This window comes from Pseudomonas sp. HOU2 (assembly GCF_040729435.1).
In the GTDB taxonomy this organism is placed as follows: Bacteria; Pseudomonadota; Gammaproteobacteria; order Pseudomonadales; family Pseudomonadaceae; genus Aquipseudomonas.
On record NZ_CP160398.1, the window covers coordinates 2979201 to 3001844 of the forward strand.

The window sequence follows — 22644 nt, forward strand, 5'->3', positions numbered from 1 at the left end:
AAGTGAAAGTGCCGACCCGCCGCTCAAGCATCCGGACGCGTCCCCAGCCCCATGGCCTGACGAGCAAACCAGCGCTTGGCCGGTGGCAACAGATCGAGACCGAGCAGGCCGATGTTGCGGCCCAGCGAGACCAGCGGCTGAGTGCTGCCGAACAGGCGGGTGACCTGATCAGAGAAGCCCACGGTGAGCTCCTGATCCAGACGCTGCCGCTCGCGATAGGCCTGCAAGGTGGCGAAGTCGCCCAGCGGCTGGTCACTGGCGAGCAGTGCGGCAGCCAGCGCATCAGCATCCCGCAGGGACAGGTTGAAACCTTGTCCGGCAATCGGGTGCAGGCTGTGCGCGGCATTGCCGAGCACGGCCAGATGCGAGCGTACTTGCTCCTCGGCCTCGACCAGCGACAGCGGATACAAATGCCGCGCACCGACCTGTTTCAAGGTGCCGAGGCGGTAGCCGAACACACCTTGCAGTTCGCTGAGAAAATCGCGCTCGCTGAGGTCTGCCAGGCGTTGCGCGTCCATGCCCAGGCGGGTCCAGACCAGTGCGCAACGGTTGTCCGGCAGCGGCAGCAAGGCCATTGGGCCTTCGTCGGTGAAACGCTCGAAGGCCATGCCGTTGTGCGCTTCGCTCGGGGTGATGTTGGCGATCAGCGCGCTCTGGTTGTACGGACGCTTGCGCACGTTGATGCCCAGTTGCTCGCGCAGACCGGAACGGCCGCCATCGGCCAGCACCGCCAGATCGCACTCGACAATGGTTTCATCGTTGAGGGTCAGGCGATAGCCGTCGGGCAGCGGCTCCATGCGCGTGACTTCCGCCGGGCAGCGCCAGCTGATCACGTCTTTATCGAGGTGTTGCCACAGGCACTGGCCGAGCCAGGCGTTTTCCACCACGTAGCCAAGCGCTGGCACGCCCTCTTCCATCGCCGACAGGCGGGCAGTGGAGAAGCGACCACGGTCGGAGACGTGAATCTGTTTGATCGGCTCGGCGCGGCGGGAAATCTCCTGCCACACGCCCAGCCGTTGATAGATCTGCCGCGAACCGAAGGACAGCGCCGACGAACGCGCGTCGTAACTCGGCTGCCAGCTGTCGCCGGGGGCGAACGGTTCGATCAGGACGATTTTCCAGCCGCGGGCCTTGGCCCCGGCCTGCAAGGCCAACGCCAGGCTGGCGCCGACCAGGCCGCCACCGATGATTGCCAGATTGACTCGACTCATGCCGCGTGTGTCCGTGCTTGCGCCATCAGCGCTTCGATCTCGGCGACGGTTTTCGGTACGCCGCTGGTCAATATTTCACAACCGGTCTTGGTCACTACCACGTCATCCTCGATGCGCACGCCAATGCCGCGCCATTTCTTCGCTACGTGCTGGTTGTCCGGGGCGATATAGATGCCCGGTTCCACGGTCAGCGCCATGCCGACCTCCAGCACCCGCCATTCGCCGCCGACCTTGTACTCGCCGACGTCGTGTACATCCATGCCCAGCCAGTGGCCGGCACGGTGCATGTAAAACGCTTTATAGGCTTCGGTCGCGATCAACTCGTCGACCTCGCCTTGCAGGATGCCGAGCTTGACCAGGCCTGCGGTAATCACCCGTACCGTGGCTTCGTGCGCCTGGTTCCAGTTTTTGTTCGGGGCGATTTCAGCGAACGCGGCTTCCTGCGAAGCCAGCACCAGTTCGTAGATCGCTTTCTGCTCAGCGGAAAACTTGCCGTTGACCGGCCAGGTGCGGGTGATGTCGCTGGCGTAGCAGTCGATTTCGCAACCGGCGTCGATCAACACCAGATCGCCGTCCTTGAGCAGCGCGTCATTCTGCTGGTAATGCAGGATGCAGCTGTTGCGCCCGGCGGCGACGATCGAACCGTAGGCCGGCATCTTCGCCCCGCCCTTGCGGAACTCGTAATCGAGCTCGGCTTCAAGGCTGTACTCGTACAAACCCGGCTGGCTGGCCTGCATCGCCCGGATATGCGCCTGAGCAGAGATCCGTGCGGCTTCGCGCATCACCTTCACTTCTGCCGCCGATTTATACAGGCGCATGTCGTGCAGCAGATGATCCAGGGCAACGAATTCGTTCGGTGGCTGGGCGCCGAGGTGCGCCTTGGAACGGATCACGTTGATCCAGTCCATCAGGTGCCGATCGAACTCCGGGTTGCTGCCCATCGCCGAATACACCCGGTCGCGACCCTCGATCAGGCCCGGCAGGATGTCGTCGATGTCGGTAATCGGGAACGCGTCGTCAGCGCCGTAATCACGGACTGCACCTTCCTGCCCTGCGCGCAGGCCGTCCCACAACTCGCGTTCGGCGTTACGCTCACGGCAGAACAGTACGTACTCGCCGTGCTCACGGCCGGGCATCAGAACGATGACGGCCTGCGGCTCGGGGAAACCGCTGAGGTACTGGAAGTCGCTGTCCTGACGGTAGACGTGCTCGACGTCGCGGTTGCGGATCGCGACCGCGGCGGCGGGCAGGATCGCGATACTGTTGGGTTCCATCTGCGCCATCAGGGCCTTGCGGCGACGGCTGTATTCCGCTTTGGGGATATGGGTCATGGGCAGATGGCTTTCCCTGGCACGCGATTAATGCAGCGACGGCTTGGCGGCTGGCGGCACGTCGGCTTTTTTGGTTTCCGAGAACAGCAGCAGCGGCGCGACGCGCAGGTATTCCATGACTTCCATGTAATCGCTTTCGCCGTCTTCGGACTCTTCCAGGGCGTCTTGCACCTGGGAGATCGCGGCCAGATCCTGCAGCACTTCGGTGGCTTCGGTGCTGAGCATGCTGCTGTCGCGGCAGTTCAGGCCGAAACCGCTGAGGAAGCCCTGGCACCATTCGCCCAGCGCGGCAGCACGCTCGGCCAGTGGTGCGTCATCGGTTGGCAGCAGCAGAACGACGGTGACGTCGCTGCCGGTCAACTCACCCTTGACCATTTCTTGCAGGCCGATCAGGGCGTTGCGGACGTTGTCCTGGATGTCGCCTTCGAGCAGTTCGGCGGCGTCGATCAGCCAGCCTTCGTTATCGAAGCCGGCACCGGCACAACTGCGGCCGAGCAGCAGGCCGTGCAGTTCGGCAGGCGAGACGTTGTGGCCGCTGGCAGTCAGCAGGGTGGCAAAGGCTTGGTACGGGGAATTCGCAATGGTCATGGGCAGCTAGGCGCCAGACGGCGCTATGTCTAGAATGAAGGCCTTGTATCCTACATCGACAGACTCGCCAAGACTATTAAAGGCTGTCCGCCAGCCAGGCGCCTGCCGCCCATCAGATGAATTCAGTGGACACAATGGAAGACACCGACCTGCAAGCGCTGTTGGCCAGACTCGAAAAGCTGATTAGCCGAGTCGAGCAACTAAAGAGTCAAAACGCACTCTTACTAGCTCAGGAAAAGACCTGGCGCGAGGAACGCGCTCACCTCATTGAAAAAAACGAAATCGCCCGGCGTAAGGTCGAATCGATGATTTCGCGCCTCAAGGCCCTGGAGCAAGACTCATGAGTTCAAGCAATAGCGTTACCGTGCAGATCCTCGACAAAGAATATTCGATCATCTGCCCCCAGGAAGAACGCAGCAATCTGGTCAGCGCCGCCCGCTACCTGGACGGCAAGATGCGCGAGATCCGCAGCAGCGGCAAAGTCATCGGCGCCGACCGTATTGCGGTGATGGCCGCGCTGAACATCACCCACGACCTCTTGCACAAAGAAGAGCGCCCGGACATCCAGGCCAGCGGCTCGACCCGTGAACAGGTGCGCGACTTGCTCGATCGTGTCGATCTGGTGCTGGCCGACGATCCGGACATCAGCAAGGGCTGATTCGCCAGGCCGCTTGAGGTATACTCGCGGCACTCCCTGGGGTGCTTGCCAGTTGACGATGTCCCTGAGCCGATTTGCACTACCCTGGAGGTTGCACGTTGGGCTGGTGTGCATGTCCGCCAGACGGAAAGCCTTAAAGTCTACTGCATCCTCCACCTTGAACTTTCGGGTTCAAGGGCTAAGTTGACAGCGGTTCATCCGGGGAGCCTGATTCGAATCCGATGCCGGTTTTTGCCGGCATCGGATTTTTTATGCGTGCGTTTTCGCCCTCACCTGCCGAAGCCGAACCATGACCGAACCTGCGCTGCTGCCCCGCCCGCAACTCCGCCGCCTGCTGCGCAAGGCGCGCCGCGCGCTGACTGCCGGTGAACAGCGGCAGGCCGCCAAAGGCCTGTTCCGCCAACTGGCGCAAGACCCGCACTTTCGCCGGGCGAAACACATTTCCCTGTATCTGCCGACCGATGGCGAAATCGACCCGCGCCTGCTGCTGCGCGAAGCCCAGCGTCGGGGCAAAGCCACGTATCTGCCGGTGCTCAGCGCCTGGCCGCGAACCAAAATGGTGTTTCAGCGGATTCGCCCCGGAGAAAAGCTCAAGCCCAATCGCTTCCGTATTCTTGAGCCTCGGGCCAATCTGGCTCGTCAGCGCAAGATCTGGACCCTGGACCTGGTGCTGTTGCCACTGGTGGGGTTTGACGATGTTGGCGGACGTCTGGGGATGGGCGGCGGATTCTACGATCGCAGTCTGGCGTATCTGGCCCGGCGCAAGAATTGGCGCAAGCCGACGTTGCTGGGCCTGGCCCATGAATGTCAGAAGGTCGAACGCCTGGCGCAGGCAAGCTGGGATGTACCGTTGCAAGGCACGGTCACCGATAAGGCGTGGTATTTCGCAGGGTAGACGCCGCGCAGATCAGCGGCGTCGGGAAGGCAGTTTCAGCGTTTGAAGGCGCTCGACTGTTGGACCTGTTGCGCGACTTCAACCGGAGCATCGGTCTTGCTCGTCCACAGACTTTGCGCGTAACCGGTGGTCACGACGCCAAGGCCGAACAAAATAACCAAAGTCCATAGCAAATCCGGTTTGCGTTTCATCGATTGCCCCCCTCAAGGCACATCATCACGATGACAGCAGCGGTTTCCGTTCGTAGGCCGTGCAGCAGCGTCAAGCTTTAAAGGCCGGCATTTTGCGACAACGTGAACCTCGGCGCAAACGCTGACGTCAACCGACCGTCGGTTTGTCATAAAATTGCCCGACAACCTGCCCAATGACCGCTTGAGGAGAAAAAGACATGGCCTATTGGCTGATGAAATCCGAGCCTGACGAACTCTCGATCAAAGGTTTGGAGAAACTCGGCACAGCGCGCTGGGACGGGGTTCGCAATTATCAGGCGCGCAACTTCCTGCGGGCGATGGCCGTTGGCGATGAGTTCTTTTTCTACCACTCCAGTTGCCCGGAGCCAGGGATTGCCGGAATCGGCAGGATTATTCAGGCTGCGTACCCGGATCCCACCGCACTGGAACCCGAGAGCCATTACTTCGACCCAAAAGCCACACCCGAGAAAAACGCCTGGAGTGCGATCGATGTTGCGCACGTCGAGACGTTTGCCCGGGTGCTGAAGCTCGATTACCTGAAACAGCAGACCGCGCTGGCCGAAATGCCACTGGTGCAAAAAGGCAGTCGCCTGTCGGTCATGCCAGTGACGGCCGAACAGTGGGCCGCCGTGCTCGGCTTGCGCTGAGAACTTGCCGGTCACGGTTTTTACCGACAAAAGGGGCTAGGCTTGACGCTCATTTGACTGACATCAAGCGAACGGAACGCTTGAACAGTCAGACTGGAAGCCACTGCCGCAGGATGCCCCCATGTCGACGCACAGCCGCTCTTCACTTCTATACGCCGGTTCGCTCCTGGTGTTACTCGCCGCCGCTGGCGGATTGGGTTACTGGATGTCCATCAGCAGCCGCCTGGTCGAAGGACTGTCGATGGGCAACGGGCGGCTGGAAGCCACTGAAGTGCAGATCGCCAGCAAGACCCCCGGGCGCCTCGCCGAGGTACTGGTCGACGAAGGCGACAAGGTCAACAAGGGCCAACTGCTGGCACGCATGGACACCCGTACCCTCGAAGCCCAGCGTCATGAGGCCGAAGCCGAAGTGTTGCGCGCCCGGGAAAATCTCAACGCCGCTCAGGCCAATGTGCAATTGCGCCAGAGTGAGCTGCTGCTGGCCCAACAGGAGCTCGGTCGCTCGCAATCACTGTTCAAGCACGGTTACGTCAGCGCGCAGATCATCGATCAGTTGCAGTCACGCATCGGCACTGGCAACGCTGCCGTTGTCGCTGCCCGGGCCCAGGTGTCTGCTGTCAGTGCGGCGATTGGCGCGGCACAGGCTCAAGTCGCACAGTTGACCAGCGAAATTGACGACAGCAGTCTGCGTGCGCCGATTGATGGTGTGATCCAGCTGCGCATGGCCGAGCCGGGGGAAGTGCTGGGCGCCGGTGGCCGGGTCTTGCTGCTGATCGATCCCAACGACCAATACATGAATCTCTATCTGTCAGCCGCAGTGGCCGGACGCCTGGCGGTGGGCGATGAGGCGCGCGTGCTGCTCGATGCCTTGCCCGATAACCCGCTGCCGGCAAAAATCAGCTTCGTCGCGGCCAAATCGCAGTTCACCCCCAAAGAGGTCGAGACCCGCGACGAGCGGCAAAAACTGGTGTTCCGCGTCAAGCTGCGCCTGGTTCAGCCCAGCGCCGTGCCGCAAGCCAAACCCGGCATGCCCGGGGCCGGCTACGTGCGGATCGCGCCCGTCGAATGGCCGGCCAATCTGCAATGAGCGGCCTTGCGGTTCAAGCGACCGGTATCGCCCACCGCTACGGTAAACAGCAAGCGCTGAGCGACATCGTCTTCAGCCTGCCCGCCGGCACCCGCTGCGGACTGATCGGCCCCGATGGCGCGGGCAAGTCGAGCCTGCTGGGATTGATTGCCGGCGTGAAGACCTTGCAGCAAGGGCAACTGGAGGTGCTCGGTGGCGCGATCGAGGATCGCCGGCATCGCGACACACTCTATGCGCGCATCGCCTTCATGCCGCAGGGGCTGGGCGGCAATCTGTACCCGGAGCTGTCGATCCGCGAGAACATCCAGTTCTTTTCGACGCTGTTCGGCCTGTCGAAGGCTGAAAGCGAGCAACGCATGCACAACCTGCTGCTCGCCACGGATCTGCTGAAGTTCGCCGAACGCCCCGCCGGCAAGCTGTCCGGCGGCATGAAACAGAAACTCGGGCTGTGTTGCGCGCTGATCCATGAACCGGATCTGCTGATCCTCGACGAGCCGACCACCGGCGTCGACCCACTCTCGCGCCGGCGCTTCTGGGAGTTGGTCGACGACGTGCGACGCCAGCGCCCGCAACTGACGCTGCTGGTCGCCACGGCCTATATGGAAGAAGCCGAGCAGTTCGAGCATTGCCTGATGCTCGACGCCGGCCAGTTGATTGCCACCGGCCTGAGCCGTGAACTGGCCACCGTCACCCCCAGCGGCAAACTCGATGACGCCTTCACCCACTTCCAGGGCGACAGCCAGCATGACGCTCAGCCGCTGGTGATTCCACCGCGCACCGGCAACAGCAGCGACATCGCCATCGAAGCCCACGACCTGACGCTGCGCTTCGGCGATTTCACCGCTGTGGATCACGTCAGTTTTGCCATTGGGCGTGGCGAGATTTTCGGCTTTCTTGGCTCCAACGGCTGCGGCAAGACCACCACCATGAAAGTCCTGACCGGGCTGATGCCGGCCAGTGAAGGCAGTGCGACGCTGCTCGGCAACCCGGTTAATGCCAAGGATCTGGCCACGCGCAAGCGGGTTGGCTTCATGTCGCAGAGTTTTTCGCTGTACGGCGAACTCAGTGTGCGGCAGAACCTCGAACTGCACGCGCGGCTGTTCGACCTGCCCAAAACCGAGAGCGCGCAACGCATCGAAGCGTTGATCGAGCGCTTCAATCTGCGCGGCGTCGCTGATCAGCCGTCAGGTGCCCTGCCCCTTGGGCTGCGCCAGCGTCTGTCATTGGCGGTGGCCGTGTTGCATCGCCCTGAAGTGCTGATTCTCGACGAGCCGACTTCCGGCGTTGATCCGGCAGCTCGCGATGACTTCTGGCGACTGTTGATCGAGTTGTCCCGCGAACAGGGCGTGACGATCTTCCTCTCCACGCATTTCATGAACGAAGCGCAGCGCTGCGACCGCATCTCGTTGATGCACGCGGGCAAGGTCCTCGCATGCGACACCCCGGCGGCGCTGCAACGCCAGTTTGCGGGGGAGACGCTGGAAGCGGCCTTTGTCACTTGCCTGGAACAGGCTCAGGGCGCTCAACCATCAGCGCCTGTGGCCGAGCCGCAAATGGCACCGCCGAGCGCTGCGGCAACACCAGTGCCCCAGCACGGTTTCAGCCTCGGTCGCCTGTTGGCCGTGGCCAGTCGCGAAGGCAAGGAGCTGCTGCGCGACAAAGTGCGCATGGCGTTCGCCTTGGCCGGGGCGATTTTCATGATGGTGATCTTCGGTTACGGCATCTCGCTGGACGTGGAAAACCTCGCGTTCGCCGTGTACGACCAGGATCAGACACCGCAAAGCCGGGCTTATCTGGAGGCGTTTCGCGGCTCCCGGTACTTCGACGAACAGCCGGCCATTCATGATCCGCAGCAACTGCACCGGCGCCTGCAACGCTCGGAAATCAAACTGGCGCTGGAGATTCCCCCCGGATTCGGCCGCGATCTGTACGCCGGGCGCCAACCCGCTGTGGCGGCGTGGCTGGATGGCGGCATGCCGTTTCGCGCCGAAACCAGCCGTAACTATGTCGAAGCCGTGCACCTGGGCAATCTGCAACAGCTGGCCGAGCAGAGCAGCCCCGCGCTGGCCCACCCGGCGGCGGCCAGTCTGGAAACCCGCTTTCGCTACAACCAGGACGTGGTCAGCGTCAACGCCATCGGCCCCGGGGTCATGGCGCTGATCCTCGCCTTCATTCCAGCGATGCTCACGGCGCTCGGCATCGTCCGCGAAAAGGAGCTGGGTTCGATCACCAACTTCTACGCCACACCCCTGACCCGTCTGGAGTTTCTGCTGGGCAAACAGACGCCGTATCTGTTGATCAGCCTGGTCAACCTGGCGCTGCTGGTGGCGATGAACCGCTGGTTGTTCGGCGTACCGTTCAAGGGCAGCCTGCTGACGCTGGCGTTCGGCGGTCTGCTGTACGTGTTGGCGACCACCAGCATGGGCCTGCTGATCTCGGCGTTCACCCGCACGCAAATCGCCGCAATCCTCGGCACCATGATCATCACCAGCCTGCCGACTATCCAGTTCTCCGGGCTGATCGTGCCGCGCTCTTCACTGGAAGGTGCGGCAGCAGTGATGGGCATGCTGTTTCCGGCGGGGCACTTCCTCGACATCGCGGTGGGTACGTTCACCAAAGCGCTGGACTTGCGTCAGCTGTGGCCACAGTGCCTGGCGCTGTTCGGGTTCTTTGTCGGGTTCACCGGGCTGAGCCTGATCATGCTGAAAAAGCAGGAGGCCTGATGCACAAGTTCGCGCACATCCTGCGCCTGGGACTCAAGGAACTGACCAGCCTGCGCCACGACAGCGTGTTGCTGCTGTTCCTGTTCTACGCCTTCACCGTGGCGATCTACATGCCCGCCGCCGGCTCGGTGATCGGCGTGCACAACGCCAGTGTGGCGATCGTCGACGAAGATCACAGCGCCCTCTCGCGCCAGTTGGCCCAGGCCCTGCAGCCGCCGGAATTCCAGACGCCGGTGCTGTTGCCTTATGCGCAACTGGATCAGGTCATGGACAGCGGTCAGTACACCTTCGTCATCAACATCCCGGCGGGCTTTCAAACCGACTTGCTCGCCGCGCGGCAACCGGCGATTCAGGTCAACGTCGATGCCACCGCCATGAGCCAGGCATTCATGGGCGCCGGCTACATCGGCCGGATCTTCCAGCGCGAATTGCTCGACTATGCCGGTCAGGGCGATGCAGCCGCCAAGGCGCCTGTGCTACTGACCACCCGCGCCCTGTTCAACACCAATCTGGAGGGTGGCTGGTTTCTGGCAGTCATTCAGATCGTCAACAACATCACCATTCTGGCGATCATCCTCACCGGCACGGCGCTGCTGCGCGAACGCGAACACGGTACGCTCGACCATTTGCTGGTGCTGCCACTGACGGCGCTGGAAATCATGCTGGCGAAAATCTGGAGCAACCTGCTGGTGGTGGTGCTGTGCACCTGGCTGTCGCTGGAAGTGGTGGTCAAAGGCCTGCTGGATGTGCCGTTGGCCGGCTCGATGAGCCTGTTTTTGCTGGTGACTGCGGTTTATCTGTTTGCCAGTACCGCGCTGGGCATCTTTCTGGCGACGCTCGCGCGTTCGACGCCGCAGTTCGGCCTGCTGGCGATTCCGGTGATCATCCCGATGTTGCTGCTGTCCGGCGGCAGCACGCCATTGGACAGCATGCCGCAGTGGCTGCAGTGGGTTATGCAGGGCTCGCCGTCCACACACTTTGTCAGCCTCAGCGCCGCGATTCTGTTTCGCGACGCCGGGCTGAGCGTAGTCTGGCCGGACTTGTTGGCGCTGACGGCCATCGGCCTGCTGTTCTTTCTCATCGCGCTGGCGCGCTTTCGCAAAAGCCTGGCGTCCTGAACAGCGGCCAGCGTGGTTACTGAATGATCAGGTTGTTGAACAACAGATCTTCCACCACCGGTTTGCCGGTCTCGTCATTCATCACTTGCTGGGTCTGCTTCAGGGCTTCCTGACGCAGTTTTTCCTTGCCTTCGATGCTGCCCATCGCCTCGGTGGTCTGCTGAGTGAACAGCGCCACCAGTTGATTGCGGATCAGCGGCTCGTTGGCCTTGACCAGTTTGGTCGCCTCTTCGCCGGTCACACGCAGCGCCACGTCGGCCTTGTAGACCTTCAGCTTCGGTGTGCCGTCCAGCCCGTAGTTGCCCACGAACGGCGGGCTCAGGGTGATGTAGTTGACCTTCGGCGCCTCGCCTTCTTTGGCTTCTTCGGCCAGCGCTGCCACAGGCAGAGACAGGGCCAGCAACAACATGATCCACGCTTTCACAATTCGCTCCTTATCCGGTTTGCGGCCTAGCATAACGACCCGCCGCGCAAGCACAAGCTTATGGCTGACTATCAGGGCCGGGCATGCTCGTTGACCCGTTGACTGACACACCTACACTTATCGGCCATCACTCCCAAAGGAATAGCCCTGATGAAAGCCGTGCTGTGCAAAGCCTTCGGCCCTGCCGAATCGCTGGTGCTGGAAGACGTCGCCAGTCCTGTCGCGAAGAAGAACGAAATCCTCCTGGAGGTGCACGCCGCCGGGGTCAACTTCCCGGACACGCTGATCATCGAGGGCAAATACCAGTTCAAGCCGCCCTTCCCGTTTTCGCCGGGGGGCGAAGCGGCCGGCGTGGTCAGCGCCGTCGGTGAGAAAGTCAGCCATCTGAAAGTCGGCGACCGGGTCATGGCCCTGACCGGCTGGGGCAGCTTCGCCGAACAGGTCGCGGTGCCGGGCTACAACGTACTGCCGATCCCGCCGTCGATGGACTTCAACAGCGCCGCCGCGTTCAGCATGACCTACGGCACTTCGATGCACGCCCTCAAACAACGGGCCAATCTGCAACCGGGCGAGACCTTGCTGGTGCTCGGCGCTTCCGGTGGCGTCGGCCTCGCGGCAGTGGAAATCGGCAAGGCCATGGGTGCCCGGGTCATCGCCGCCGCCAGCAGCGCGGAAAAACTCGCCGTGGCCAAGGCCGCCGGCGCCGATGAACTGATCAACTACAGCGAAACCAGCCTCAAGGATGAAATCAAACGCCTCACCGACGGCCAGGGCGCCGACGTGATCTACGACCCGGTCGGCGGCGACCTGTTTGACCAGGCCATCCGCGCCATCGCCTGGAACGGACGGCTGCTGGTGGTCGGCTTCGCCAGCGGACGCATCCCCGAACTGCCGGTCAACCTCGCGCTGCTCAAGGGCGCAGCGGTACTCGGCGTATTCTGGGGCTCCTTCGCCCAGCGCCAGCCGCAGGACAACGCGGCGAACTTCCAGCAGTTGTTCGGCTGGTTCGCCGAGGGCAAGTTGAAACCGCTGGTGTCGCAGGTGTACCCACTGAGCAATGCGGCGCAGGCAATCAATGATCTGGGGCAGCGCAAGGCGGTGGGCAAGGTGGTGGTGCAGGTGCGCTGAGTTTTTTCAGGCCGGTGACTCTCGGCGCCGGCCTGATCCGCGCCAGGCAGCAACGCAGTGTCACTTTCGGCGGCGCTGGTTTTCAAAGCAACTCACGAACCTCTCCCGGCAGAAAACTCATGTATCTACGCATAGGGGCTTCCCGGCAGCCTCTGACGATCATCGGTACGCGTCGGTTCATCTTGGCGATTATTGCCAGACGTTGTTCATCGGCCATTTGACTCTTGTGGATCACGTTCGAAACGTAAGCACGGGTGTAATTAAACACTTCTGCGTCGACCCAGGCGTGCTCAGGCATGTTCCTGAAACCGTCATTGATGACCCGACACTTTACTGACTTCAGCCACTGGTTGATGTCGATCGGCTGATCCCTGGCCAATCGAAAGAGCATCGGCGCCACGACAGACTGCTGCGCAGGCCGACCGTCTTCAACCGTCCAGGGTCTGAAGCGCCACTGTGTTATTGCGTCTTTGACCGCCTCAGCCAGATCGGGGTGATCACTTCGCACAATCTCGATCGCGCCGACCGATCCATCCGCCTTGACGATAAAGCTGACCCTGACCTCGCCTTCGACCCCAGCCCTGGACAACATCTTTGGGTAAATCGGCTGGGGATTGTTTTCAGGTATCAGTAAACCTTCTGCCGCCAGTGCAAGACTGAAGATCGTCAATAAAAGCCCCGCAAAAAACCACCGCATGATCGCGCCCCTTCCCGAGTGAGATGCCTTATCCGGCAACAGCACAAAGGTTACGGAGCGCGGCCTTTTAACTGAATGGCGCAGCTTCGCTTTTGGATGCAGGACATTTCCTGATCCCGACGGGAAATCTGACGAAATCGCTGGGTAAATGGGAGTAGGTACATTTTCTGACGGACGTTTAGCCGCCGCTCGGCCCGGCCGAGTCACCTGGCAACAGGTGCTCCTGCACCTTCAGGCTGCGGGACGGAATCAACCGTCCCTTGTCATCGAAGCGCAGGACGATCAGCCAGTCGAAGACCTCATCCGGCCATTTTTCCTGGCCCATCAGCGCCGTGGGGTCGCCGCCAAAGGCTTTGAGCAGTTTATTGATATGGCCGTGATGCCAGGCGATCAGCACCGTCTGCGCCTGATTGCTCTTGCGCAACAGTTTGACCAGTTGATGCAGGTCGCCATTGACGTAGGGCTGCTCGATCACAAGGTTCAGGCGCTGGGCCAGCGGGGTCAGGGTCAGGCGTGAGCGCGAACTCTCCGGGGTGTCGCCAGCAGCGATCAAACGCTGCGGGACCAGTGCCTGGCCGTCGACCTGCAGCGGATTGAAATAGTCGACATAGGCAGCGGCGCGCTGTTCGCCTCGGGCATTGAGCACCGATCCCGTATCCGGTTTTTCCGCATGTCGAATGATCAGCACCGTGGCATTGCGCAGACCGGAATGGGCGGGATGATCGGTGACAATCAATGTCAGCAACACGACGGCAAGTCCCGCTGCCACCAAAAATCTCGGCACCAACATGCGAACCTTCAGTGACATTGCTTATCTCGGCTGATCAATCGGCTGGACGGGCCGCGAGTCTAAGTCACTCCATGTTCATAAGTGGTGAAAACGCCCTGTTCTTACAGCTGAGCGACAGGTTCGTAAAAGAACGCGCGAATTCCAACATTTCCACTGTTTTGCCAATGCGAACTGGTGCTATTTTCGGTAACGAAACTGTAACATTCGCATCCGCAGTCAAAACAAGAAATCTGGAGCTCTTGAATGTTTGCTTTCTTTCGTCCTGCCGCACATCAGGCTCCATTGCCTGAAGAAAAAATAGACAGCACTTACCGACGCCTGCGCTGGCAGATCTTCGCCGGTATCTTCTTTGGCTACGCGGGTTATTACCTGCTGCGCAAAAACTTCTCGCTGGCCATGCCGTACCTGATCGACGAAGGCTACAGCCGTGGCGATCTGGGTCTGGCAATGTCGGCCATCGCCATAGCCTACGGTCTGTCGAAGTTCCTGATGGGCCTGGTGTCCGACCGTTCCAACCCGCGCTACTTCCTGCCATTCGGCCTGCTGGTGTCGGCCGGGGTGATGTTCATTTTCGGTTTCGCGCCATGGGCAACGTCCAGCGTGACCATGATGTTCATCCTGCTGTTCATCAACGGCTGGGCCCAGGGCATGGGCTGGCCGCCGAGCGGACGCACCATGGTGCACTGGTGGTCGCAGAAGGAACGTGGCGGCGTGGTCTCGGTGTGGAACGTGGCGCATAACGTCGGCGGCGGCCTGATCGGCCCGCTGTTCCTGATCGGCATGGGCCTGTTCAATGACTGGCACGCAGCCTTCTACGTTCCGGCAGCGGTGGCGCTGGGCGTGGCGGTGTTTGCCTTCATCACCATGCGCGACACCCCGCAATCGGTCGGCCTGCCGCCGATCGAAAAGTACAAGAACGACTACCCGGAAGGCTACGACGCCAGCCACGAAGACGAATTCAGTGCCAAGGAAATCTTCGTCAAATACGTGCTGCGCAACAAAATGCTCTGGTACATCGCCATGGCCAACGTCTTCGTCTACCTGCTGCGTTACGGCGTACTGGACTGGGCGCCGACCTACCTCAAAGAAGCCAAGCACTTCGACGTCGACAAGACTTCGTGGGCCTACTTCTTCTACGAATGGGCGGGCATTCCGGGCACGCTGCTGTGCGGCTGGATGTCGGACAAGATCTTCCGTGGCAACCGTGGCCTGACCGGCATGGTGTTCATGGCGCTGGTGACCGTGGCGACCCTGGTGTACTGGCTGAACCCGGCCGGCAACCCGACCGTGGACATGATCGCGCTGTTCTCCATCGGCTTCCTGATCTACGGCCCGGTGATGCTGATCGGCCTGCAGGCGCTGGAACTGGCACCGAAGAAAGCCGCCGGTACGGCAGCGGGCTTCACCGGTCTGTTCGGCTATCTGGGTGGTTCGGTCGCGGCAAGTGCGGCGATGGGCTACACCGTTGACCACTTCGGCTGGGACGGTGGTTTCGTGCTGCTGGTGGGCGCTTGTCTGCTGTCGATGGCCTTCCTGGCCCCGACGCTATGGCACAAACAAGTCGCCAGTCAGAGCCGTGAAGCCGTCGCCTGATCGGCTTTTGACTGACAGCGCTTGAGCCGCGCCTCCAGATTCCGGTCTGGCATGGCGTGGCTGCGCAGGGCGTGGGCGGTCTGCTCGACATAATCGCGAGTGGTGCCGTAGCGCCCGCAAGCGCTTTCAAACACCTGGCTCAGCACATGATCCGGCAGGTTGCCGGCGTAGCTGGGCAGGTGTCGCTCCAGAACAAACCCTAGCGCCTGAACCTGACTGCCATCTTCGAGCCGGCAGTTGAGCCAGTGCGGGCGATAGGACGGGAACGGCATCTCGCGTTTCCACAGCGCGTACAGCGCAGCGTCGAGGTTCTCTTCCGGCAGCCGATAGGCGAAGCCGCTGCATGAACCGCCGCGATCCAGACCAAATACCAGCCCGGGCATTTCCGGCGTCCCGCGATGCTCATGCGACCACAGGTACAAGCCTCGGTGGTAGCCATGGACGCGCCCGCGCACCCGCTCCACCGCCGTACATTCCGGACGCCAGATCAGCGAACCGTAGGCGAACAGCCACACCGGCCCGCCCTTGTGGCGCGCCATGGTCGATTGCATCGAGACGAGAAGTTGTTCGTGGGTCAGCTGCGGCCCCAGATCGAGCCGCGGAGGATAAGCCAGATTCACAAAAGCAGATTCAATGGCTGTCATGACGGAAGTGTTCGGCCCCGCAAGTATTACAAGATGTAAGCACAATTCGCTTGATAGAACATATAGCAGTAACTGTAAAACGAAAAGTGCTAAAGGATGTATGACCTGCCGATAGCGTTAATTGGGGATTATCAGCCCCGGCCATGCGGTTTTATATAGCCTAATACCATTGCAGAAATATCTTAAATACCCGAATGAAATATGCATAAGCCTTCGCTCGTTCAGGTTTCGTTCATGAAGGCGCGGGAAACTTCCTACTAAAATATCGGACTTTCTTTCTTCTCCGTCGCTGAACGCCTACGTATAACGGCCTTCCTCTGGCGCAAGCCATTCCGTTTAACCGAGGCTGAACAATGAAAATCCCAAAACTTCTGGCCGCATTGCTGATGACTCAGGCCGGCCATGCATTGGCCGAGGACGATGCACAGGACAAAGGCTTCTGGTATGCCCAGACCAGCGTCTACACCCGACATTATTCGCCCGACCCCGAACACAATAATCATCAGGACCTGATCGGCATCGAACGTAATCAGGCTTCCGGCTGGGTCTTTGGCGGGGCAACTTTCCGCAACTCGTTCCGCCAGCGCTCGAACTACGCCTATGTCGGCAAGCGCTATGACAGCAGCGAATATCCGCTGTATCTGAAAGTCACCGGTGGGCTGTTGCAGGGTTATCGCGGTGACTACAAGGACAAGATCCCGTTGAACCACTACGGCGTTGCGCCGGTGATCATTCCGTCCGTCGGGACTCACTATGGCCCGCTGGCTGCCGAGCTGGTATTTCTCGGCGCCAACGCAGCAATGGTGACTAGCGGCGTGCGTTTCTAGGGGCGGGACTCAAACGCGCAGCTCAAACGCACGGTTCAAACGCGCGGGTCAAGACCGAGGCGCATACGCAAATACATCAGCGCGCATCTGGTGCGCATCCATGCCGGCTTCCACCAGCGCATCCAGCGTGCCATAGACCATCGCCGGCGAGCCGCTGGCGTAGACGTGCAGGGACTTCAGATCCGGGAAGTCTTCGCACACGGCCTGGTGCAACATCCCGCAGCGCCCTTCCCAACCGCACTGGTCGCTGACGACTTTGTGCAGGAACAGGTTGGGCAGCTTCAGCCATTCGTCCCAATGCTCGATCTGGTAGAAGTCTTCCGGACGGCGCACGCCCCAGTACAGATGCACCGGGTGTTTGAAACCGTTGGCGCGGCAGTGTTCGATCAGGCTGTGGATCTGGCCCATGCCGGTGCCAGCGGCGATCAGCACCAGCGGACCGTCGGGCAGTTCGGCAAGGTGCGTGTCGCCGAACGGCAGTTCGACGCGCACCAACGGGTTGCGTTGCAGTTGCTCGATCAGGCTCAGCGCACTGGCTTCGCGGGCCAGCACGTGGATTTCCAGATCGCGCCCGCCGTGCGGCGCCGAGGCCATGGAGAACGCCGATTTTTCGCCGTTCTCGCGCTCGATCATCAGGTACTGCCCGGCGTGATAACGCGGCGGCTTGCCGGCCGGCGCCCGCAGGCGCACGCGCCAGGTGTCGCCGCCGACATCCCGGCATTCGATGACCTGACACGACAGGCTGCGCACCGGCAGTTCTCCCAGCGCGAGCACGCCATCCCACAACAGGACGCAGTCTTCCAGCGGCTCGGCTATGCAAGTGTAGAACTCGCCGTGGTCGTGCACCTTGCCGGCCTGTTCGACCCGGCCTTCCACCAGCAGCGCCGCACACACGTGGCAATTGCCATTGCGACAGCTTTGCGGGCATTCGTAGCCCAGGCGCCGCGCACCATCGAGAATCCGCTCGCCGGGCCGTATCTCGAGCACCGCTCCGGAGGGCTGCAGGGTTACACGCATCAATCTATTCCTAACTGATTCCAGATGGCATCGATCCGTTGGGTAACGGCGTCGTCCTTGACGATCACGCGGCCCCACTCGCGAGTGGTTTCGCCCGGCCATTTGTGGGTGGCATCCAGGCCCATTTTCGAGCCCAGGCCGGAGACCGGCGAGGCGAAGTCGAGGTAGTCGATCGGCGTATTGTCGATCATCACCGTGTCGCGCTTGGGATCCATGCGCGTGGTGATGGCCCAGATCACGTCGTTCCAGTCCCGAGCGTTGATATCGTCGTCAGTGACGATAACGAACTTGGTGTACATGAACTGTCGCAAAAACGACCAGACACCGAGCATCACGCGCTTGGCATGCCCCGGATACGACTTCTTCATCGTCACCACAGCCATGCGGTACGAGCAGCCTTCCGGCGGCAGGTAGAAGTCGGTGATTTCCGGGAACTGCTTCTGCAGGATCGGCACGAACACTTCGTTCAGCGCCACGCCGAGAATTGCCGGTTCATCCGGCGGACGGCCGGTGTAGGTGCTGTGGTAAATCGGCTTGATCCGGTGGGTGATGCGTTCGACGGTGAACACCGGGAAGCTGTCGACTTCGTTGTAGTAACCGGTGTGGTCGCCGTACGGGCCTTCGTCGGCCATCTCGCCCGGATGGATCACGCCTTCGAGGATGATCTCGGCAGTGGCCGGCACTTGCAGATCGTTGCCCCGGCACTTGACCAGCTCGGTACGGTTACCGCGCAGCAGACCGGCGAAAGCGTATTCGGAAAGGCTGTCCGGCACCGGCGTCACGGCACCGAGGATGGTCGCAGGGTCCGCGCCCAGCGCCACGGAGACCGGGAACGGCTGACCCGGATGCTTCTCGCACCACTCGCGGAAGTCCAGCGCACCGCCACGATGGCTGAGCCAGCGCATGATCACCTTATTGCGGCCGATCACTTGCTGACGGTAGATACCGAGGTTCTGGCGGTCCTTGTTCGGGCCTTTGGTGACAGTCAGGCCCCAGGTGATCAGCGGGCCGACGTCGCCGGGCCAGCAGGTCTGCACCGGCAGCATCGCCAGGTCGACGTCGTCGCCTTCGATGACCACTTCCTGGCACACCGCGTCTTTGACGACTTTCGGCGCCATCGAAATGATCTTGCGGAAGATCGGCAGTTTCGACCACGCATCCTTCAAGCCCTTCGGCGGCTCCGGCTCCTTGAGGAAGGCCAGCAGCTTGCCGATCTCGCGCAGTTCGCTGACCGACTCGGCGCCCATGCCCATCGCCACCCGCTCAGGGGTGCCGAACAGGTTGCCGAGCACCGGAATGTCGTAGCCGGTGGGTTTCTCGAACAGCAGCGCCGGCCCTTTGGCCCGCAGTGTGCGGTCGCACACCTCGGTCATTTCCAGCACCGGCGAGACGGGAATCTGGATGCGTTTCAACTCTCCGCGCTGCTCAAGCTGCTGCACGAAATCCCGAAGATCCTTGAATTTCATTGACGATGGCACCCTCAAAATAGGCGTACATCCTACCTGCTATGCAGCCCTGTGGCAGCCTGTCGCTGCTTACTTGGCTGCATTCGTCTGCGCTTTGCCAAGGTTTTCCCGGCCTTGCAGGCCGATAAACAGCGGCTCAAGGATCGGCGCCACAAACCGCGCACCGACTTCGGACAGGTGATTGTCATCGGTGTACAGCGAATACCCACCGAGTTCGGCGTGACACAGGCCGTTTTCATCACACAGTCGCGGCGCCGGATCGACCACGCGCACTGCCGGATCATTCTGCGCCAACTGCGCGAACAACTGACTGATGAACACCTGACGCTTGTGGTGCGCCTCAACGGCCAGACCGACGTCATCCACCGGACGATCAAGCATCGCCAGCCGCGTCAGCCGATACGGCGGGCTGAACGCCTGCAACGGTGCCTCTTTTACCAGCCATACGCGATGCCCGGCCACCCGCAATTGTGTGACCCGCGCATGCAGCCCCTCGGCAAAGCGCCGCTCGGCATCGGCACGATCATAGCGGCCATCGGGCGTTCGCAGCACATGGCCCAGATCGCCCTTGGCGTCACCGTACAGGTACAGGCTCCAGCGAGCGACCAGCACCACATCGCTGATCGCCTGGGTTTTCAGCCCCTGTTCGACCCGCTTGTTGAAGCGCGCACAGACACCGTCATGCTCCAGCCCGTCGACCGGAATACAACCCGGAGAACTGGCCAGAATCACGCTGACACCGTGGGCTTTGGCACCGTCATCGAACACCGGGATCAGCGCCGTGGCATGGCTGTCGCCCCAGACCAGCGCACGGGTCGGCAGATCCTTCACGCCGTACTGGCAGAACAGCTTGTCGTCAGGGGTCTTGTCATCCGCCAGACACGCCATCAGCTCCGGCCGCCACTCGCGGCCCTTGGCGTATTGCAGCGCTTGCTCGGACAAGCGCCATGGCAGGCCATCGGTCCAGCGCAGCGATTGCCCGGCCAGACCAAGCAGCAGAATCCCGCAGAAACCGGCCAGCAGAATCTGCCGCCGCCCGGCGAGCAAGCGCCGTTCACGAAACGGCGTTTCGACGAACTTCCACGACAGATACCCCAGCACCAGGGTCAGCAGAATCAGTCCGGCCGTGTCGAGTGCGCCCGGTTCATCGACACTGGCGTAGCTGGAGAACACGAATACCGGCCAGTGCCACAAGTACCAGGAATAGGAGATCAGCCCGAGGCCGACCATCACCCGGCTGCTCAACAATTGCCCTACCAGCGTTTCGCGATGACCGTTGGCCAGAATCAGCAGCACCACGCCCAGCACCGGCAGCAACGCCGTGACACCCGGGAACGGCGTCGACTTGTCATAGGCAAACACCGCCAGCAGGATCAACCCCATGCCGAGCAGGCTCAAGGCCTGGGCGGCCAGCGGCTTCAAGCGCCAGGCGTGTTTCGGCGCGACCGCCAGCATCGCTCCGGCGAGCAACTCCCAGGCGCGCATCGGCAGCAGGAAGAAAGCCTTTTCCGGATGATGCTGGATCGCCCACACACTCAGACCGAACGACACCAGCAGCACGCCGAACAGCGCCAGCCGCCAGTGTTTCAGGCGGCTCGAGAGCAACGTCAGCAGCAGCGGGAAGAAGATGTAGAACTGCTCCTCCACCGCCAGTGACCAGGTGTGCAGCAGCGGTTTGAGGTCAGAGGCGACGTCGAAGTAGCCGTCCTGGCGCATGAACAGGATGTTTGAGACGAACGTCACCTGATAGCGCACCGAGCGCCCGAGCTCTTCATAGTCTTTGGGCGCCAGCAGGAACCAGCCCACCGCCAGCACCGCAATGATCATCGCGAACAGCGCCGGCAGAATCCGCCGCGCACGCCGCGCCCAGAACTCGACGAAGCTGAAACGCCCGGCCTGACGCTGATTCCAGATGATCGAGGTGATGAGGTAGCCGGAAATCACGAAGAACACGTCCACGCCGACAAAACCGCCGGTAAACCCCGGGACGCCAAAATGGAACAGCACTACGGCGATCACTGCGACTGCGCGCAGGCCGTCGATATCCCTTCGATAAGCGAGTGTGCTCATAAAATCTTTAATGCCAATCAGATGGTTGTTTTTTGTACAGCACGAGCCTTATCACAGAGGCTCCGAGCGCTGTTTGTGGGTTGCCCGATCACAGACCTTACCAGATCAGGAACCTCCCATTGCCGGGGTAAATTTCATGCAAAAAAAAGGCGCCCCCCAAAGGGGCGCCCTTTTTATCGGTTCAACCGGCGATGTTACTTGCGCTTCATCGACAGGAAGAACTCGTCGTTGGTCTTGGTCGTTTTCAGCTTGTCGACCAGGAACTCGATGGCAGCCACTTCGTCCATCGGGTGCAGCAGTTTGCGCAGAATCCACATGCGCTGCAGTTCGTCGTCGGCGGTCAGCAACTCTTCGCGGCGGGTGCCGGAACGGTTGATGTTGATCGCCGGGAAGACGCGCTTTTCCGCAATCTTGCGGTCCAGCGGCAGCTCCATGTTGCCGGTACCCTTGAACTCTTCGTAGATCACTTCGTCCATCTTCGAGCCGGTTTCAACCAGCGCGGTGGCGATGATGGTCAGCGAGCCGCCTTCTTCGATGTTGCGCGCCGCACCGAAGAAACGCTTCGGTTTCTCCAGGGCGTGAGCATCGACACCACCGGTCAGCACCTTGCCGGAGCTCGGGATCACGGTGTTGTAGGCACGGGCCAGACGGGTGATGGAGTCGAGCAGGATCACCACGTCCTTCTTGTGTTCGACCAGGCGCTTGGCCTTCTCGATCACCATTTCGGCAACCTGCACGTGACGGGTTGGCGGCTCGTCGAAGGTCGAGGCAACCACTTCGCCGCGCACGGTGCGCTGCATTTCGGTCACTTCTTCCGGACGTTCGTCGATCAACAGCACGATCAGGTGAACTTCAGGATTGTTACGTGCGATGTTCGCGGCGATGTTCTGCAGCATGATCGTTTTACCGGCTTTCGGCGGTGCAACGATCAGACCACGCTGGCCTTTGCCGATCGGGGCGCACAGGTCGATCACTCGACCGGTCAGGTCTTCGGTGGAACCGTTACCGGCTTCCATCTTCATGCGCACGGTCGGGAACAGCGGGGTCAGGTTCTCGAAGAGAATCTTGTTCTTCGCGTTCTCCGGACGATCGAAGTTGATCGTGTCGACCTTGAGCAGAGCGAAGTAACGCTCGCCTTCCTTCGGAGGGCGGATCTTGCCAACGATGGTGTCACCGGTGCGCAAGTTGAAACGACGGATCTGGCTCGGCGAGACGTAGATATCGTCCGGGCCGGCCAGGTAGGAAGCGTCAGCGGAGCGCAGGAAGCCGAAGCCGTCCTGGAGAATCTCCAGCACGCCATCACCGGAGATTTCCTCGCCGCTTTTCGCGTGCTTTTTCAGCAGGGAGAAAATCACGTCCTGCTTGCGCGAACGGGCCATATTTTCTATGCCCATCTGTTCGGCCAATTCGAGCAGTTCGGTAATCGGCTTTTGCTTGAGTTCAGTCAGATTCATATAGGAATGACGTAATCATTTATGGAGGGGGGGAAATTAAGCTTTTGGCTTAATGAGGCCGCGCCGCGGAGAAGGCGACAGGATC

Annotated in this window: 22 protein-coding genes and 1 other RNA gene; 11 read left to right on the top strand and 12 right to left on the bottom strand. The window is 61.2% G+C overall.

Going from position 1 to position 22644, the window contains the following annotated elements:
• Positions 1-23: 23 nt before the first annotated feature.
• The 3 genes from ubiH to ABV589_RS13460 are packed head-to-tail and all read right to left on the bottom strand — an operon-like array spanning position 24 to position 3130.
• Positions 24-1211, bottom strand: a complete 1188-nt coding sequence (gene ubiH / locus ABV589_RS13450) for a 2-octaprenyl-6-methoxyphenyl hydroxylase (RefSeq protein ID WP_367086138.1) — start codon at positions 1209-1211, stop codon at positions 24-26.
• Complete coding sequence (gene pepP, locus ABV589_RS13455; RefSeq protein ID WP_367086139.1) at positions 1208-2542, bottom strand: Xaa-Pro aminopeptidase; 1335 nt, start codon at positions 2540-2542, stop codon at positions 1208-1210. The genes ubiH and pepP overlap by 4 nt, the downstream gene beginning before the upstream one ends.
• A 27-nt stretch (positions 2543-2569) precedes the next feature.
• Positions 2570-3130, bottom strand: a complete 561-nt coding sequence (locus ABV589_RS13460; RefSeq protein ID WP_007967947.1) for a YecA family protein — start codon at positions 3128-3130, stop codon at positions 2570-2572.
• Positions 3131-3264: 134 nt separating this feature from the next.
• On the opposite strand from ABV589_RS13460, the gene ABV589_RS13465 reads away from it, so the two are divergent.
• The 4 genes from ABV589_RS13465 (at position 3265) to ABV589_RS13480 (ending at position 4683) form a co-directional block, all read left to right on the top strand.
• Positions 3265-3474, top strand: a complete 210-nt coding sequence (locus ABV589_RS13465; RefSeq protein ID WP_367086140.1) for a TIGR02449 family protein — start codon at positions 3265-3267, stop codon at positions 3472-3474.
• Complete coding sequence (locus tag ABV589_RS13470) at positions 3471-3788, top strand: cell division protein ZapA (RefSeq protein WP_007967943.1); 318 nt, start codon at positions 3471-3473, stop codon at positions 3786-3788. Before ABV589_RS13465 ends, ABV589_RS13470 begins: the two co-directional genes overlap by 4 nt.
• 30 nt (positions 3789-3818) lie before the next feature.
• Positions 3819-3997, top strand: a non-coding RNA gene (ssrS, locus tag ABV589_RS13475) — 6S RNA.
• 80 nt (positions 3998-4077) lie between these two features.
• Positions 4078-4683 (top strand): 5-formyltetrahydrofolate cyclo-ligase, encoded by a 606-nt coding sequence (locus ABV589_RS13480; RefSeq protein WP_367086141.1) that lies wholly within the window; start codon positions 4078-4080, stop codon positions 4681-4683.
• A 35-nt stretch (positions 4684-4718) separates the two neighbouring features.
• Here the strand turns inward: ABV589_RS13480 and ABV589_RS13485 are convergent, their stop codons facing one another.
• A complete protein-coding gene (locus tag ABV589_RS13485) occupies positions 4719-4874 on the bottom strand; it encodes a hypothetical protein (protein WP_367086142.1) in 156 nt (51 codons plus the stop codon).
• 197 nt (positions 4875-5071) lie between these two features.
• Between ABV589_RS13485 and ABV589_RS13490 the strand changes: the two genes are divergently transcribed.
• The 4 genes from ABV589_RS13490 to ABV589_RS13505 all read left to right on the top strand — a co-directional run bounded on the left by ABV589_RS13490 (position 5072) and on the right by ABV589_RS13505 (position 10449).
• Positions 5072-5521, top strand: coding sequence for an EVE domain-containing protein (locus ABV589_RS13490; RefSeq protein ID WP_007968408.1), 450 nt, complete (start codon positions 5072-5074; stop codon positions 5519-5521).
• Positions 5522-5642: 121 nt separating this feature from the next.
• Positions 5643-6608 carry an efflux RND transporter periplasmic adaptor subunit gene (locus tag ABV589_RS13495; protein ID WP_367086143.1) on the top strand — a complete coding sequence of 322 codons (966 nt, stop codon included), beginning with the start codon at positions 5643-5645 and terminating at the stop codon, positions 6606-6608.
• The gene (rbbA, locus tag ABV589_RS13500; RefSeq protein ID WP_367086144.1) at positions 6605-9331 is read left to right on the top strand and encodes a ribosome-associated ATPase/putative transporter RbbA; all 2727 of its coding nucleotides are present in this window, start codon (positions 6605-6607) and stop codon (positions 9329-9331) included. Before ABV589_RS13495 ends, rbbA begins: the two co-directional genes overlap by 4 nt.
• Complete coding sequence (locus ABV589_RS13505) at positions 9331-10449, top strand: ABC transporter permease (protein ID WP_367086145.1); 1119 nt, start codon at positions 9331-9333, stop codon at positions 10447-10449. Before rbbA ends, ABV589_RS13505 begins: the two co-directional genes overlap by 1 nt.
• Positions 10450-10465: 16 nt before the next feature.
• Here the strand turns inward: ABV589_RS13505 and ABV589_RS13510 are convergent, their stop codons facing one another.
• Positions 10466-10873 (bottom strand): flagellar basal body-associated protein FliL, encoded by a 408-nt coding sequence (locus tag ABV589_RS13510; protein ID WP_027610485.1) that lies wholly within the window; start codon positions 10871-10873, stop codon positions 10466-10468.
• 150 nt (positions 10874-11023) lie between these two features.
• Between ABV589_RS13510 and ABV589_RS13515 the strand changes: the two genes are divergently transcribed.
• On the top strand, positions 11024-12001 hold the full coding sequence (locus ABV589_RS13515) for an NADPH:quinone oxidoreductase family protein (protein WP_367086146.1): 978 nt from the start codon (positions 11024-11026) through the stop codon (positions 11999-12001).
• An 82-nt stretch (positions 12002-12083) separates the two neighbouring features.
• Here the strand turns inward: ABV589_RS13515 and ABV589_RS13520 are convergent, their stop codons facing one another.
• Positions 12084-12698 (bottom strand): energy transducer TonB, encoded by a 615-nt coding sequence (locus ABV589_RS13520; protein WP_367086147.1) that lies wholly within the window; start codon positions 12696-12698, stop codon positions 12084-12086.
• A gap of 178 nt (positions 12699-12876) precedes the next feature.
• Positions 12877-13506 (bottom strand): flagellar basal body-associated protein FliL, encoded by a 630-nt coding sequence (locus tag ABV589_RS13525; RefSeq protein WP_367086148.1) that lies wholly within the window; start codon positions 13504-13506, stop codon positions 12877-12879.
• 225 nt (positions 13507-13731) lie between these two features.
• On the opposite strand from ABV589_RS13525, the gene glpT reads away from it, so the two are divergent.
• Entirely contained in the window at positions 13732-15081 is a 1350-nt protein-coding gene (glpT, locus tag ABV589_RS13530; protein WP_003229323.1) for a glycerol-3-phosphate transporter, read from the top strand.
• Here the strand turns inward: glpT and ABV589_RS13535 are convergent.
• Positions 15057-15725, bottom strand: coding sequence for a gamma-glutamylcyclotransferase (locus tag ABV589_RS13535; protein WP_047596692.1), 669 nt, complete (start codon positions 15723-15725; stop codon positions 15057-15059). The two genes, glpT and ABV589_RS13535, sit on opposite strands and share 25 nt — an antisense overlap.
• A gap of 353 nt (positions 15726-16078) precedes the next feature.
• Here ABV589_RS13535 and ABV589_RS13540 point away from each other — a divergent pair, with 353 nt between their 5' ends.
• The gene (locus ABV589_RS13540) at positions 16079-16552 is read left to right on the top strand and encodes a sn-glycerol-3-phosphate transporter (protein ID WP_367086149.1); all 474 of its coding nucleotides are present in this window, start codon (positions 16079-16081) and stop codon (positions 16550-16552) included.
• A gap of 48 nt (positions 16553-16600) precedes the next feature.
• Here ABV589_RS13540 and ABV589_RS13545 read toward each other — a convergent pair whose 3' ends face one another.
• The 4 genes from ABV589_RS13545 to rho form a co-directional block, all read right to left on the bottom strand.
• Positions 16601-17569 carry a CDP-6-deoxy-delta-3,4-glucoseen reductase gene (locus tag ABV589_RS13545; RefSeq protein ID WP_329697061.1) on the bottom strand — a complete coding sequence of 323 codons (969 nt, stop codon included), beginning with the start codon at positions 17567-17569 and terminating at the stop codon, positions 16601-16603.
• Entirely contained in the window at positions 17569-19035 is a 1467-nt protein-coding gene (gene ubiD, locus ABV589_RS13550) for a 4-hydroxy-3-polyprenylbenzoate decarboxylase (RefSeq protein WP_003229330.1), read from the bottom strand. The genes ABV589_RS13545 and ubiD overlap by 1 nt, the downstream gene beginning before the upstream one ends.
• Positions 19036-19104: 69 nt before the next feature.
• Positions 19105-21105 carry an acyltransferase family protein gene (locus ABV589_RS13555; RefSeq protein ID WP_367086150.1) on the bottom strand — a complete coding sequence of 667 codons (2001 nt, stop codon included), beginning with the start codon at positions 21103-21105 and terminating at the stop codon, positions 19105-19107.
• Between the two features lie 194 nt (positions 21106-21299).
• Complete coding sequence (rho, locus tag ABV589_RS13560) at positions 21300-22559, bottom strand: transcription termination factor Rho (protein WP_003229334.1); 1260 nt, start codon at positions 22557-22559, stop codon at positions 21300-21302.
• Positions 22560-22644 lie beyond the last annotated feature (85 nt).

Bases quoted from the DNA above. Each gene is read 5' to 3' on its own strand.
- ABV589_RS13485 (WP_367086142.1), bottom strand. From the start codon at position 4,874: ATGAAACGCAAACCGGATTTGCTATGGACTTTGGTTATTTTGTTCGGC.
- ABV589_RS13505 (WP_367086145.1), top strand. From the start codon at position 9,331: ATGCACAAGTTCGCGCACATCCTGCGCCTGGGACTCAAGGAACTGACC.
- ABV589_RS13465 (WP_367086140.1), top strand. From the start codon at position 3,265: ATGGAAGACACCGACCTGCAAGCGCTGTTGGCCAGACTCGAAAAGCTG.
- ABV589_RS13555 (WP_367086150.1), bottom strand. From the start codon at position 21,105: ATGAGCACACTCGCTTATCGAAGGGATATCGACGGCCTGCGCGCAGTC.
- ABV589_RS13545 (WP_329697061.1), bottom strand. From the start codon at position 17,569: ATGCGTGTAACCCTGCAGCCCTCCGGAGCGGTGCTCGAGATACGGCCC.
- rho (WP_003229334.1), bottom strand. From the start codon at position 22,559: ATGAATCTGACTGAACTCAAGCAAAAGCCGATTACCGAACTGCTCGAA.
- ubiH (WP_367086138.1), bottom strand. From the start codon at position 1,211: ATGAGTCGAGTCAATCTGGCAATCATCGGTGGCGGCCTGGTCGGCGCC.
- pepP (WP_367086139.1), bottom strand. From the start codon at position 2,542: ATGACCCATATCCCCAAAGCGGAATACAGCCGTCGCCGCAAGGCCCTG.
- ABV589_RS13540 (WP_367086149.1), top strand. From the start codon at position 16,079: ATGAAAATCCCAAAACTTCTGGCCGCATTGCTGATGACTCAGGCCGGC.
- ABV589_RS13515 (WP_367086146.1), top strand. From the start codon at position 11,024: ATGAAAGCCGTGCTGTGCAAAGCCTTCGGCCCTGCCGAATCGCTGGTG.
- ABV589_RS13535 (WP_047596692.1), bottom strand. From the start codon at position 15,725: ATGACAGCCATTGAATCTGCTTTTGTGAATCTGGCTTATCCTCCGCGG.
- ABV589_RS13525 (WP_367086148.1), bottom strand. From the start codon at position 13,506: ATGTCACTGAAGGTTCGCATGTTGGTGCCGAGATTTTTGGTGGCAGCG.
- ABV589_RS13480 (WP_367086141.1), top strand. From the start codon at position 4,078: ATGACCGAACCTGCGCTGCTGCCCCGCCCGCAACTCCGCCGCCTGCTG.
- rbbA (WP_367086144.1), top strand. From the start codon at position 6,605: ATGAGCGGCCTTGCGGTTCAAGCGACCGGTATCGCCCACCGCTACGGT.
- ubiD (WP_003229330.1), bottom strand. From the start codon at position 19,035: ATGAAATTCAAGGATCTTCGGGATTTCGTGCAGCAGCTTGAGCAGCGC.
- ABV589_RS13520 (WP_367086147.1), bottom strand. From the start codon at position 12,698: ATGCGGTGGTTTTTTGCGGGGCTTTTATTGACGATCTTCAGTCTTGCA.
- ABV589_RS13490 (WP_007968408.1), top strand. From the start codon at position 5,072: ATGGCCTATTGGCTGATGAAATCCGAGCCTGACGAACTCTCGATCAAA.
- glpT (WP_003229323.1), top strand. From the start codon at position 13,732: ATGTTTGCTTTCTTTCGTCCTGCCGCACATCAGGCTCCATTGCCTGAA.
- ABV589_RS13470 (WP_007967943.1), top strand. From the start codon at position 3,471: ATGAGTTCAAGCAATAGCGTTACCGTGCAGATCCTCGACAAAGAATAT.
- ABV589_RS13495 (WP_367086143.1), top strand. From the start codon at position 5,643: ATGTCGACGCACAGCCGCTCTTCACTTCTATACGCCGGTTCGCTCCTG.
- ABV589_RS13460 (WP_007967947.1), bottom strand. From the start codon at position 3,130: ATGACCATTGCGAATTCCCCGTACCAAGCCTTTGCCACCCTGCTGACT.